The 12,091-nt window shown below is 66.4% G+C and carries 11 protein-coding genes; 6 read left to right on the top strand and 5 right to left on the bottom strand.

Annotated elements, in window-relative coordinates; translation table 11 throughout:
- Positions 1-30: 30 nt before the first annotated feature.
- Genes AC1KAT_RS11205 through ureA form a run of 4 tightly spaced genes read right to left on the bottom strand, consistent with a single transcriptional unit; the run spans position 31 to position 1,269 of the window.
- Positions 31-408, bottom strand: coding sequence for a GxxExxY protein (locus tag AC1KAT_RS11205; RefSeq protein WP_480325810.1), 378 nt, complete (start codon positions 406-408; stop codon positions 31-33).
- A gap of 51 nt (positions 409-459) precedes the next feature.
- A complete protein-coding gene (locus AC1KAT_RS11200; protein ID WP_480325808.1) occupies positions 460-765 on the bottom strand; it encodes an urease subunit beta in 306 nt (101 codons plus the stop codon).
- 2 nt (positions 766-767) lie between these two features.
- On the bottom strand, positions 768-935 hold the full coding sequence (locus AC1KAT_RS11195; protein WP_480325806.1) for a hypothetical protein: 168 nt from the start codon (positions 933-935) through the stop codon (positions 768-770).
- A 31-nt stretch (positions 936-966) separates the two neighbouring features.
- Entirely contained in the window at positions 967-1,269 is a 303-nt protein-coding gene (ureA, locus tag AC1KAT_RS11190; RefSeq protein WP_480325804.1) for an urease subunit gamma, read from the bottom strand.
- 144 nt (positions 1,270-1,413) lie between these two features.
- Between ureA and AC1KAT_RS11185 the strand changes: the two genes are divergently transcribed.
- Positions 1,414-4,986: a hybrid sensor histidine kinase/response regulator gene (locus AC1KAT_RS11185; protein ID WP_480325802.1), complete on the top strand. Its 3,573-nt coding sequence runs from the start codon at positions 1,414-1,416 to the stop codon at positions 4,984-4,986.
- The gene (locus AC1KAT_RS11180; RefSeq protein WP_480325800.1) at positions 4,964-5,941 is read left to right on the top strand and encodes a response regulator; all 978 of its coding nucleotides are present in this window, start codon (positions 4,964-4,966) and stop codon (positions 5,939-5,941) included. The genes AC1KAT_RS11185 and AC1KAT_RS11180 overlap by 23 nt, the downstream gene beginning before the upstream one ends.
- An 81-nt stretch (positions 5,942-6,022) precedes the next feature.
- Here the strand turns inward: AC1KAT_RS11180 and AC1KAT_RS11175 are convergent, their stop codons facing one another.
- Positions 6,023-6,652: a TetR/AcrR family transcriptional regulator gene (locus AC1KAT_RS11175; protein ID WP_480325798.1), complete on the bottom strand. Its 630-nt coding sequence runs from the start codon at positions 6,650-6,652 to the stop codon at positions 6,023-6,025.
- A gap of 334 nt (positions 6,653-6,986) precedes the next feature.
- On the opposite strand from AC1KAT_RS11175, the gene urtA reads away from it, so the two are divergent.
- The 4 genes from urtA (at position 6,987) to urtD (ending at position 12,087) form a co-directional block, all read left to right on the top strand.
- The gene (gene urtA / locus AC1KAT_RS11170; protein ID WP_480325796.1) at positions 6,987-8,258 is read left to right on the top strand and encodes an urea ABC transporter substrate-binding protein; all 1,272 of its coding nucleotides are present in this window, start codon (positions 6,987-6,989) and stop codon (positions 8,256-8,258) included.
- Between the two features lie 145 nt (positions 8,259-8,403).
- Positions 8,404-9,993, top strand: a complete 1,590-nt coding sequence (gene urtB, locus AC1KAT_RS11165) for an urea ABC transporter permease subunit UrtB (RefSeq protein WP_480326549.1) — start codon at positions 8,404-8,406, stop codon at positions 9,991-9,993.
- 88 nt (positions 9,994-10,081) lie between these two features.
- Positions 10,082-11,212 carry an urea ABC transporter permease subunit UrtC gene (gene urtC, locus AC1KAT_RS11160; RefSeq protein WP_480325794.1) on the top strand — a complete coding sequence of 377 codons (1,131 nt, stop codon included), beginning with the start codon at positions 10,082-10,084 and terminating at the stop codon, positions 11,210-11,212.
- The gene (gene urtD / locus AC1KAT_RS11155) at positions 11,209-12,087 is read left to right on the top strand and encodes an urea ABC transporter ATP-binding protein UrtD (protein WP_480325792.1); all 879 of its coding nucleotides are present in this window, start codon (positions 11,209-11,211) and stop codon (positions 12,085-12,087) included. Before urtC ends, urtD begins: the two co-directional genes overlap by 4 nt.
- Positions 12,088-12,091: the final 4 nt, after the last annotated feature.

The raw sequence follows: 12,091 nt of genomic DNA, 5'->3' as shown, positions 1-12,091 counted from the left end.
GACGCCAAGGGCGCAAAGAACGCCAAGGGCTCAGAGTTCATTCGCGATGCGACGAATGCCGCTCTTCATCACGGGCAGGTTGAAGTTCAGAAGCAATCCGAGCCGCCAGCCGCCGAGCTTGAGATACGACAGCACCTGCGCCACATGTATGGGCTCAATGCTTTGGACGGACTTGGCCTCGATCAGCACGAGTCCCTCGATGACAAGATCGGCGCGATATCCGACCCCCAGTGGGCGGCCGTGATAAGTCGCCGGGATCGGGTGCTCACGAACGAATGCCAAGTCGCGTTCGGCCAGTTCGATTTCGAGCGCTGACACATACGCAGACTCCAGCAGTCCAGGTCCGAGCGCACGATGAATGGCAATCGCTGCATCGACCACGTGCCTGGCGATCCCGTCCTCATCCACTTGGCGACCTTTGCGACCTTGGCGTCTTGGCGGTAAAGAAAACGTCGCAGGTCACAGAGCCCCCTGCACCTCGCCCCGAAACCCATACACCTTGCGGTCGCCGGTGAAATCGACCAGCTCAACCGTGCGCTGCTGCCCTGGCTCGAAGCGCACCGCGGTGCCGCTGGCGATGTTGAGCCGCATGCCGCGCGCGGCGGCGCGGTCGAACCGCAGCGCGGGGTTGGTCTCGGCGAAGTGGTAGTGCGAGCCGACCTGCACGGGCCGGTCGCCGCTGTTTTCGATGACGAGCGTGAGCGTGCGGTAGCCGACGTTGATCTCGATGTCGGGCCCGTCGGTGATGAGTTCGCCGGGGACCATGGTCACTTCCTGCGCGAGAACCAGATCACCGCGACCAGCAGGGCCACGGCCACGAAGCCCCACGCATCGGTGGCGTGCCAATGGGGGCCGAAGAGGCCGTGCCCCTCGTGGGCGGCGGCGGCGCCGGGCAAGGCGGTGAGCGCGAAGGCGCGCAGCAAGCGGGTCGTCATGAGCAGGGCTCCGAAAGGCTGAAGGGGGCGATCAGACGATCGGCTGGTGAACCGTCACCAGCTTGGTGCCGTCGGGGAAGGTGGCTTCGATCTGGATCTCGGGAATCAACTCGGCCACGCCGTCCATCACATCGGCGCGGCTGAGGATGGTCTTGCCCTCGCCCATCAGCTGCGCGACGGTCTTGCCGTCGCGGGCGCCTTCCATGATGGCGGCGCTGATGAGCGCCACGGCCTCGGGGTAATTGAGCTTCAAGCCGCGTGCCTTGCGGCGTTCGGCCAGCAGCGAGGCGGTGAAGATCAGCAGCTTGTCCTTCTCGCGCGGGGTCAGTTCCATGGTGGCGGGGCGAGTCTCTGAAGGGGGGCATCTTAAGGTCGGGGTGCGGCGCCGCAAGGCACCGCGGCATGCGGGAGATCACCAACACCGGCACGCAGCGTGCAACGTGCCCCCCGTGAACCACCCCTCGTGATAATCCCGAGCATGAACCGTTCCACCCAAGTCCCCGTCGGCCCGGCCGTGCTCCCGCCCCCGGCGGCCGAGGGCGGCGACGATGCGGTGCAGCGCGTCGTCAAGGTGCGCCGCGACTACAACAGCTGGGTCGCCAGCGAGACGATGGAAGATTACGCGCTGCGCTTCACGCCGCGCAGCTTTCGCAAGTGGTCCGAAATGCGCGTGGCCAACACCGCCTTCGGGGCCGCGTCGTTTCTGGTGCTCGAAGCCGTGGGCGCCACGCTGCTGGTGGACTACGGCTTCATCAACGCCTTCTGGGCCATCGTCGCCACCGGGCTGGTGATCTTCCTGGCCGGGCTGCCGATCAGCGTCTACGCCGCGAAACACGGCCTCGACATGGACCTGCTCACGCGCGGCGCGGGCTTCGGCTACATCGGCTCGACCATCACCTCGCTGATCTATGCGAGCTTCACTTTCATCTTCTTCGCGCTCGAGGCGGCCATCATGGCCTACGCGCTCGAACTCGCGTTCGACATCCCGCCCGCGTGGGGCTACCTGGTCTGCGCGCTGGTGGTCATTCCGCTCGTCACGCACGGCGTCACGGCCATCAGCCGCCTGCAGGTGTGGACGCAGCCGCTGTGGCTGGTGCTGCTGATCGTGCCCTACATCTACGTGTTTCATCACAACCCGGGCGTGCTGGGCGAACTGGTGAACTACGGCGGGGCCGGCGCAGGGCAGGGCGGGCAGTTCAACGTCTACCTCTTCGGCGCCGCGCTGACGGTGGGCATCGCGCTCATCACGCAGATGGGCGAGCAGGCCGACTACCTGCGTTTCATGCCCGAGCGGTCGGCCACCACGCGCACGCGCTGGTGGGCCGGCGTGCTGGTCGGTGGCCCGGGCTGGGTGCTGCTGGGGGTGATCAAGATGCTGGGCGGCGCCTTGCTCGCCTACCTGGCCATCAGCCACTCGGTGCCCATCGAGCGCGCGGTGGACCCGAACCAGATGTACCTCGCGGCCTACGAGTACGTCTTTCCGAACATCGGCTGGGCGATCGCCGCGACGGCGCTGTTCGTCGTCATCTCGCAGCTGAAGATCAACGTCACCAACGCCTACGCCGGCTCGCTGGCCTGGAGCAACTTCTTCGCGCGCCTCACGCACAGCCACCCGGGCCGCGTGGTGTGGGTGGTGTTCAACACGCTGATCGCGCTGATGCTGATGGAGCTGAACGTCTTCCAGGCGCTCGGCGGCGTGCTGGGGCTGTACTCGAATATCGCCATCGCGTGGATGATGGCCGTCGTCGCCGACTTGGTGGTCAACAAGCCGCTGGGCCTGTCGCCGCCGGGCATCGAGTTCAAGCGCGCGCACCTGTTCGACGTGAACCCGGTCGGCGTGGTCGCGATGGTCGTGGCCACGGCGCTTTCGGTGGTCGCGCACCTGGGCTTCCTGGGCCCGCTGGCGCAGGCCTTCTCGGCGGTCATCGCGCTGGTCACGGCCTTCGTCATCTCGCCGCTGATGGCGTGGTTGACCAAGGGGCGGTACTACATCGCGCGGGCCGATCACCCGCAGGCCCCGCCGCCCGGCGCGGGCCACCGGCCCTGGGCGCGCCGCGCCGTGACGGGCAGCACCGGGCTCTTCACCGGCCTCGACAAGCGCTGCGTCATCTGCGACCGCGACTACGAAGGCGACGACCTCGCGCATTGCCCGGCCTACCTGGGCAGCATCTGTTCGCTGTGCTGCTCGCTCGACGCCCGCTGCCACGACCTGTGCAAGCCCGAGGCGCGTTTGTCGGCGCAATGGGGCCGCGTGCTGCGTGCCGTGCTGCCGCGCCGGGCGTGGCCCTTCATCGACACCGGTCTCGGCCATTACCTGCTGCTGATGGCCGTGGTGGTGCCAGTGCTGGCGGGCCTGTTCGGGCTGCTGTACCACCAGGAGCTGCGCAACCTCGGCGACGTCGCCCCCTCGCTCGCGCCGGCCTTGAAGCTGGCCTTCCTCAAGGGCTTCGCGGCCTTGCTGCTGGTGAGCGGCATCGTGGCCTGGTGGCTGGTGCTGACGCACAAGAGCCGGCAGGTCGCGCAGGAAGAGTCGAACCGCCAGACGCAGGCCCTGCATGAGCAGACGCAGGTGCTGCGCCGCGAAATCGAGTCGCACCGCCGCACCGACGAACAACTGCAGCAGGCCAAGCGGCAGGCCGACCTCGCCAACCAGGCCAAGAGCCGCTACATCACCACCGTGAGCCACGAGCTGCGCACGCCGCTCAACAGCATCCTCGGCTATGCGCAGCTGCTGGACGAAGACCCGGCCATCCCCGACCACCGCAAGCAGGCGGTCAGCGTCATCCGCCGTGGCGGCGACCACCTGCTGTCGCTGATCGAAGGCACGCTCGACATCGCGCGCATCGAGGGCGGCAAGCTGCGGCTCGAATCCAAGCCCATGCGCTTTGTCGATTGCGTGCAGCAGATCGCGCGCATGTTCGAGCTGCAGGCCGCCGGCAAGGGCATCGAGTTTCAGCGCGAGATGGGCGAGACGCTGCCCGTGGCCGTGCGCGCCGACGAAAAGCGCCTGCGGCAGATCCTCATCAACGTGCTGGGCAACGCGGTGAAGTTCACGCACACCGGGCGGGTGACCTTCCGCGTGAGCTATGCGCGGCAGATGGCCGTGTTCGAGATCGAAGACACCGGCCCCGGCATCGCGCGCGACGAGATCGAGCACATCTTCGAGCCCTTCGCGCGGGGCAGCGAGCCGAGCGCGGCCGCCAGCGCCGGCACCGGCCTGGGCCTCACGATCAGCAAGATGCTCACCGACCTGATGGGCGGCGAGATGACGGTCAAGAGCGAGCCCGCGTCGCAGGTGTCGCCCGGCCAGGCGGGCGGGGGCACGGTGTTCCGCATCCGCCTCTTTCTGCCCGAGGTCGCGCCCGCGCAGGCCGCGCTCGAAGTGCCGCGCATCAGCCGCACCGGCTACCGCGGCGAGCGCCGCCGCATCCTCATCGTCGACAACGAAGAGGTCGATCGCGCGCTGCTCGTGAGCGTGCTGCAGCCGCTGGGCTTCGAGCTGCGCCAGGCGGCCTCGGGCCACGAGGCGCTGGCGCTGGTGCCGGGCTTCGCGCCCGACGCCATCCTGATGGACCTGGCCATGCCCGGCATCGACGGCTGGGCGACCATCCGCGCGATTCGTTCGCAGGGCTTGAGCCGGGCACCGATCGCCATCGTCTCGGGCAACGCCTTCGACAAGGACCTGGAGAACGACGTCGGCATCCAGAGCGACGACTTCGTGCTCAAGCCGGTGCGCGTCAACGAGCTGCTCGACTGGCTGGGCTCGCGCCTGAAGCTCGACTGGGTCGAGGCCGCCCCCGCGGCGCCCACCGAACCCGCCGCCCCGACCGCCTGGGTGCTGCCGCCCGAGGCCGCGCTCAAGGCCTTGCAAGAGCTGGTGAGCCTGGGCTACTTTCGCGGCATCGTGAAGAAGCTCGACGAGATCGAGGCCGAAGACAACGCCTGCGCGCCCTTCGTGCAACACCTGCGCGGGCTGGCCCGGCAATTCCAGCTCGACGCGATGACGCGCGTGATCAAGAAAGCCCTCGATGAACCCCGACAAACTGCCTGATCGCATGAACTGCGACGTGGTGCTGATCGTCGATGACGTGCCCGACAACCTCTCGGTGCTGCACGACGCGCTCGACGAGGGCGGCTACATGGTGCTGGTGGCCACCGATGGCGACAGCGCCCTGCAACGCGCCGTGCAGGCCCTGCCCGACATCGTGCTGCTCGACGCCGTGATGCCCGGCATGGACGGCTTCGAGGTCGCGCGCCGCCTGAAGGCCCAGGTCGAGACGGCGCACATCCCCATCATCTTCATGACCGGCCTCACCGAGACCGAGCACGTGGTCGCGGCCTTCGACGCGGGTGGGGTGGACTACGTCACCAAGCCCATCCGCCCGCAAGAGGTGCTGGCCCGCATGGCGGTGCACATGCAGAGCGCCCGCCAGGCCCGCCAGGCGCGCAACGCGCTCGACGCCTTCGGCCACGCGACCATGGCCGTGCACGTGCCGCCCGGTGGCGTGGCCGACCAATCACCCGGCAAGGCCGTGTGGCACACGCCGCTCGCGCGGCAGCTGATGAACAGCTACTTCGGCCGGCCCACCGGCGAGGTGCCCGAGGAACTGATGGCGTGGCTGCGCGAGCAGTCGGCGCGGGTCGCGGGCGGCGATGAAACGCATTCGCTGACCATCACCCGCGAGGCGCGGCAACTGGTCTTTTCGCTGCAAGAGCGCACCAGCGACGACGACTGGCTGATCGTGATGCGCGAGGTGTCTGATGCCGCCGTGGTCGAAGCCGTGATGCAGACCTTCAAGCTCACGATGCGCGAGGCCGAGGTCCTGTACTGGGTGGTCAAGGGCAAGACCAACCGCGACATCGGTGACATCCTCGGCAGCAGCCCCGCCACGGTGAAGAAGCACCTCGAACACGTCTTCCAGAAGCTCGGCGTCGAGACGCGCAACGCGGCGGCGTCGCTGGCGATGAAGAAGGTGAGGCTGCTGGCGCCGTGGCACGGGGCCTGAGGCTTCCGCCATTCACAAGAACACCCGTTCGCCCGACCTGACGACAGGCTCAGCGCCTGCTCAGGGCGAACGGGGGTGGTTTCACACCTTGATCTTGTCCGGAAATGCCACGTACGTGGACATCAATCGCGAGTACGCCTTGTTGATGCGCGACAGCGTCTCGGGCACCTGGCGGCGGTGCGTGTCGTAGAGGTAGGCCGACATCATGCCGAACAGCTCGAACACCAGCTGGCGCGGCTCGGTGTCGCTGCGCAGGTGGCCTTCGTGCACGGCCTGCTGCACGCAGTAGGCGAGGATGTCGCGCCAGCGCTGCAGCCCGTCGAGCAGCGCGGACTTGAGCGCGCTGTCGCGCATGCTGCTGATGTCTTCATACGCCGTGGCCGAGTAGTGCGAAATGATCAGGGCCTTCATCTCGGCCCCGGCGTGGATCCACCCGCTCACCAGCGCGTTGAGCCGCGGCAGGCCCTTGGGGTGCTTCATGGCCGGGCCGAACACTGTGTCGGCGAAGGTCTTCTCGTAGCTTTCGAGCACCAGCAACTGCAGGTTTTCGAGCGAGCCGGCGCGCACGAAGACGCCGCTCTTGCTGATGTCCAGCTTGGTGGCGACGGCGTTGAGCGAGAGGTTGTGCAACCCTTGTTTCAACGCCAGCTCGCGCGCGGCATCAATGATGGCCGCCAGCGTCTGCTCGCTCTTGCTGGGCTTGCGCGACATGTCGTGATCCCTCTCTTCGTCCACTAAAGAGTGCGGGATTGTACGGATGGCATCAATCATGGCCTCTGCTAGCTCCACCTTGGTTCGCGGGGGTGACCCACGGGCGATCAACCTGAGGCTGTCGCGGCTTGCTCCCTGTCGCTGCACCGCCGAAGTGCAGCGCGCTTTATAGGCCACCCAGCGGCCGGGGCGAGAACTGACGAGTGCGCTCTTCAAGCTCGTCGATTCACCCTACGCCATCTGTCGTATTGGTCATTGGGGGCGCGTTCCTTAACCTGCCCAGGTCAGTTCCCGCGGAGGGAGCCGAGACACACAACCCAAGGAGCGACCGTTCATGAAATCCACCCGCCGCACGTTCTCCCAAGCCCTCAGTGCCGTCGCCGTTGGCGTCGCTGCCCTGGGTCTGCCCGCCTTCGCGCAGGCCGCCGACACCATCAAGGTCGGCGTGCTGCACTCGCTGTCGGGCACGATGGCCATCTCTGAGACCGTGCTGAAGGACGTGGCCCTGATGGCCATCGACGAGATCAACGCCAAGGGCGGCGTGATGGGCAAGAAGCTCGAACCCGTGGTGGTGGACCCGGCCTCGAACTGGCCGCTGTTCGCCGAAAAGGCCAAGCAGCTCATCAGCCAGGACAAGGTCTCGGTGATGTTCGGCTGCTGGACCAGCGTGTCGCGCAAGTCGGTGCTGCCAGTCGTTGAAGAATTGAACGGCCTGCTGTTCTACCCCGTGCAGTACGAAGGCGAAGAGCTGTCGAAGAACGTGTTCTACACGGGTGCTGCGCCCAACCAGCAGGCCATCCCGGCGGTTGAATACCTGATGAGCAAGGCCGGCGGCGGCGCCAAGCGCTTCGTGCTGCTGGGCACCGACTACGTGTACCCGCGCACCACCAACAAGATCCTGCGCGCCTTCCTCAAGAGCAAGGGCGTCGCCGACAAGGACATCGACGAGAAGTACACCCCGTTCGGTCACAGCGACTACCAGACCATCGTTGCCGACGTGAAGAAGTTCGCTGCCGGTGGCAAGACGGCCGTCATCTCGACCATCAACGGCGACTCGAACGTGCCCTTCTACAAAGAGCTGGGCAACCAGGGCCTGAAGGCGACCGACGTGCCCGTGGTCGCGTTCTCGGTCGGTGAAGAAGAGCTGCGTGGCGTGGACACCAAGCCCCTGGTCGGCCACCTTGCCGCCTGGAACTACTTCATGAGCCTGAAGAACCCGGCCAACGACGACTTCAAGAAGAAGTGGGCCGCCTACGCCAAGGCCAAGAAGCTGCCTGGCGCCGACAAGCCGCTGACCAACGACCCGATGGAAGCCACCTACATCGGCATCTACATGTGGAAGCAGGCCGTCGAAAAGGCCAAGAGCACCGACACCGACAAGGTCATCGCCGCCATGGCTGGCCAGACCTTCAAGGCCCCGAGCGGTTTCGTCGCCAAGATGGACGAGAAGAACCACCACCTGCACAAGCCGGTGTTCATCGGCGAAGTGAAGGCCGACGGCCAGTTCAACGTGGTGTGGAAGACCAAGGAGCCGGTGAAGGCCAAGCCCTGGAGCCCGTACATCCCCGGCAACGACAAGAAGAAGGACGAGCCGGAAAAGAAGTGAGCGTTTTCGCTCGCTGATGAACGGCTCGAAGTGAGCCGGCAAACCGGGGTGAGAAGGCCCCGGTTTGCACATGCGGGCCGCTGCTTGTGCGGCGGCCCCCCGAACACACACCGATGGATTGCTGATGCTTGCACGCTGGCGAGGGATGGGCGCGCGTGCCCTGATGTTGTTGGGCCTGTGCCTGGCGCTGTTCGATGCGCAGGCGCTGACCCCCGAACAAGCCCGCGCCCTGGCCGTGGGCGAGAACGAAGAGCGCATCACCGCGCTGGGTGAATCGCTCAAGCGCGGCGACGAAGGCCTGGGCACGTTCGTGCAGGCCCTGCTCGACGACGCGGTGAAGTTCAGCGACAAGCAGGTCTTCGTCGTGCGTGGCGAGGCTGCCACCGACGCCGCGACCGGCGCACCGGCCACCGTGCCCGAGAGCGCCGAAGACGTCATCAACAGCAACCAGATGCGCCGCGAGCTTGAAAACGCGCTGGCCGTGCTGAACCTCTTCTCGACCGATGCCGCATTGCGCGGTGAGGCCATCAAGCTGCTGAAGGAAGACAGCGACGAGGCCCGGCTGCCGCTGATCGAAAAGGCGCTGGCCACCGAGACCGATGCCGCGCTGAAAGAACAGCTCGAACAGATTCGCGCCGCCACGCTGGTCACCTCGACCGACGTGGCCAAGCGCATGCAGGCCGCGCAGGCCCTGGCCGGCAGCAAGACCCCCGCCACCAAGACCTTGCTGCTCGACCGGCTGAAGCCCGCCGCCGAGGGCGGCGAAGATGACATCGCCGTGCGCAGCGAATTGTCGAAAGCCCTGAGCGCCGTCGAATCGCGCCTGGCCTGGGGCGAGCGGCTGGGCGTGCTCTTCACCGGCGTCAGCCTGGGCAGCATCCTGCTGCTGGTGGCGCTGGGCCTGGCCATCACCTACGGGCTGATGGGCGTCATCAACATGGCCCACGGCGAGTTGATGATGATCGGCGCTTACGCCACCTACGTGGTGCAGAACCTCTTCAAGGCGTATGCACCGGGTCTGTTCGAGGGCTACATCCTGGTCGCCATTCCGGTGTCGTTTCTCACAGCGGCGCTGGTGGGGGCGGTGCTTGAACGCACGGTGATTCGCTGGCTGTACGGCCGCCCGCTCGAAACGCTGCTGGCGACCTGGGGCATCAGCCTCGTGCTGATGCAGGGTGTGCGCTCGATCTTCGGCGCGCAGAACGTGCAGGTCGAAAACCCGTCGTGGCTGTCCGGCGGGGTCGATGTGCTGAGCAACCTCACGCTGCCCTTCAACCGCATCGCCATCGTCGTCTTCGCGTTGATCGTGCTGGCGGGGGTGTCGCTCTTGATCGCCCGCACGCGGCTCGGCCTGTTCGTGCGCGGCGTGACGCAGAACCGCAAGATGGCCGCCTGCGTGGGCGTCAACACCGCGCGCATCGACACCTACGCCTTCGCGCTGGGTTCGGGCATCGCCGGGCTCGCGGGCTGCGCGCTCTCGCAGGTGGGCAATGTGGGACCCGACCTGGGGCAGGGCTACATCGTCGATTCGTTCATGGTGGTGGTGCTGGGCGGCGTGGGCCAGCTGGCCGGCACCGTGTACGCCGCGCTGGGCCTGGGCGTGCTGAACAAGCTGCTCGAAGGCTGGCAAGGGGCCGTGCTCGCCAAGATCATGGTGCTGGTGATCATCGTGATCTTCATCCAGAAGAGGCCGCAGGGCATCTTTGCGATGAAGGGGCGGAGTGCCGAGGCATGAGGCGCCTGTCAGACGAACGAACGGCGCCTGCGTTCGCACGCAGCGGGCGCGAGCCGATGTACTTCCTTCCTCAAGAAAGAGCCCTCGCATGAGCGCCGTCCTGCCCACCCCCGCGGCCCCCGTCATGCCGGCCACCACCTTCCTGAGCCTCAAGGCCTGGGGCGGGGTGTTCGCGGCCTTGCTGGCGGTGCTGGTGATCGCGCCGGTGCTCAACCTCGTCGTGCCGGCCGACAGCGCCTTGCACCTGAGCGACTATGCGGTGAACCTCACCGCGAAGATCATGTGCTACGCCATGTGTGCGCTGGCGATGGACCTGATCTGGGGCTACACCGGCATCCTCTCGCTCGGCCACGGCGTGTTCTTCGCGCTCGGCGGTTATGCGATGGGCATGTACCTCATGCGCCAGATCGGGCGCGACGGCAACTACCAGTCCGACCTGCCCGACTTCATGGTGTTTCTCGACTGGAAAGAGCTGCCCTGGCACTGGGCGCTGAGCGACAGCTTCATCGCCACGCTCTTGCTCGTGGTGCTCGCACCCGGCCTGCTGGCCTTCGTGTTCGGCTTCTTCGCCTTCCGCTCGCGCATCAAGGGCGTGTACTTCTCGATCATCACGCAGGCGATGACCTTCGCGGCGATGCTGCTCTTCTTTCGCAACGAGACGGGCTTCGGCGGCAACAACGGCTTCACCGACTTCAAGCGCATCCTGGGCATCGCCATCGCCACGCCGTCGACGCGCATGGTCCTGTTCGTGCTGACGGGCCTGACGCTGATCGGCTTCTTCCTGTTCTCGCGCTGGCTGGTGGCCAGCAAGTTCGGCCGCGTGCTGCAGGCCATCCGCGACGCCGAGAGCCGCGTCATGTTCACGGGCTACGACCCGCTGCGCTACAAGCTCGCGATCTGGGTCATCTCGGCGGTGATGTGCGGCATCGCGGGGGCGTTGTATGTGCCGCAGGTCGGCATCATCAACCCCGGTGAGATGTCGCCGGCGGCCAGCATCGAGATCGCCATCTGGGCTGCCGTGGGCGGGCGTGGCACGCTGATCGGCCCCATCGTCGGTGCCTTCTTCGTCAACGGCGCGAAGAGCTGGTTCACGCAGGCCTTCCCTGAGTTCTGGCTGTACTTCCTGGGCGCGCTCTTCATCGCGGTGACGCTCTTCCTGCCCCACGGCATCGTCGGGCTCGTTCGCAAACTCAGCAGCAAGAAGGAGCGCGAGGCATGACGCCCGACCTGATGGAAGCCGGCGTCCAAACGCGCCAGGCTTTCGAGCAAAAGAAGGTCATCGCCAGCGCCGGCGGTGCGAGCTACGGCCGCCTGGTGAAAGAGGGTGAACTCGACATCACGCACGGGGCCATCCTGTACCTCGACGACATCACCGTCAGCTTCGACGGCTTCAAGGCGCTCAACGCGCTGAGCCTCAACATCAGCGCGGGCGAGCTGCGCTGCATCATCGGTCCCAACGGCGCCGGCAAGACGACCATGATGGACGTCATCACCGGCAAGACGCGGCCCGACGTCGGCAAGGCCTTCTTCGGCTCGACCATCGACCTGCTGCGCCTGCGCGAGAACGAGATCGCCTCGATCGGCATCGGCCGCAAGTTCCAGAAGCCCACGGTCTTCGAGCAGCTGAGCGTGTTCGAGAACCTCGAGCTTGCGCTCAAGGCCGACCGTGGCGTGCAGGCGTCGATGTTCTTTCGCCTGAGCGGCACGCAGCTCGACCGCATCGGCGAGATCCTCACGCTGATCCACTTGAAAGACAGCGCGCAACGCACCGCTGGCCTGCTGTCGCACGGCCAGAAGCAGTGGTTGGAGATCGGCATGTTGCTGATGCAAGACCCGAAGCTGCTGTTGCTCGACGAGCCGGTGGCCGGCATGACCGACGAAGAGACCGAGCGCACGGCCGAACTCTTCTTGTCGCTCGAAGGCAACCACTCGCTGGTGGTCGTCGAGCACGACATGAAGTTCATCCACGAGCTGACGCATGGCAACCCGGCGAAGAAGGTCACGGTGCTGCACGAAGGCAGCGTGCTGGCCGAAGGCTCGCTGGCCGACGTGCAGGCGAATGACAAGGTGGTCGAGGTTTATCTGGGCCGGTGATGGC

The sequence above is a fragment of the Piscinibacter sp. PDB5-1 genome (assembly GCF_056676035.1).
The sequence above is the reverse complement of the archived record's forward strand: the minus strand, read 5'-3'. Positions and strand labels throughout refer to the sequence as shown.

Coding starts and splice junctions, on each gene's coding strand:
- AC1KAT_RS11180 (WP_480325800.1), top strand. CDS start 4,964: ATGAACCCCGACAAACTGCCTGATCGCATGAACTGCGACGTGGTGCTG.
- urtC (WP_480325794.1), top strand. CDS start 10,082: ATGAGCGCCGTCCTGCCCACCCCCGCGGCCCCCGTCATGCCGGCCACC.
- urtD (WP_480325792.1), top strand. CDS start 11,209: ATGACGCCCGACCTGATGGAAGCCGGCGTCCAAACGCGCCAGGCTTTC.
- AC1KAT_RS11185 (WP_480325802.1), top strand. CDS start 1,414: ATGAACCGTTCCACCCAAGTCCCCGTCGGCCCGGCCGTGCTCCCGCCC.
- urtA (WP_480325796.1), top strand. CDS start 6,987: ATGAAATCCACCCGCCGCACGTTCTCCCAAGCCCTCAGTGCCGTCGCC.
- AC1KAT_RS11200 (WP_480325808.1), bottom strand. CDS start 765: ATGGTCCCCGGCGAACTCATCACCGACGGGCCCGACATCGAGATCAAC.
- ureA (WP_480325804.1), bottom strand. CDS start 1,269: ATGGAACTGACCCCGCGCGAGAAGGACAAGCTGCTGATCTTCACCGCC.
- urtB (WP_480326549.1), top strand. CDS start 8,404: ATGGGCGCGCGTGCCCTGATGTTGTTGGGCCTGTGCCTGGCGCTGTTC.
- AC1KAT_RS11195 (WP_480325806.1), bottom strand. CDS start 935: ATGACGACCCGCTTGCTGCGCGCCTTCGCGCTCACCGCCTTGCCCGGC.
- AC1KAT_RS11175 (WP_480325798.1), bottom strand. CDS start 6,652: ATGTCGCGCAAGCCCAGCAAGAGCGAGCAGACGCTGGCGGCCATCATT.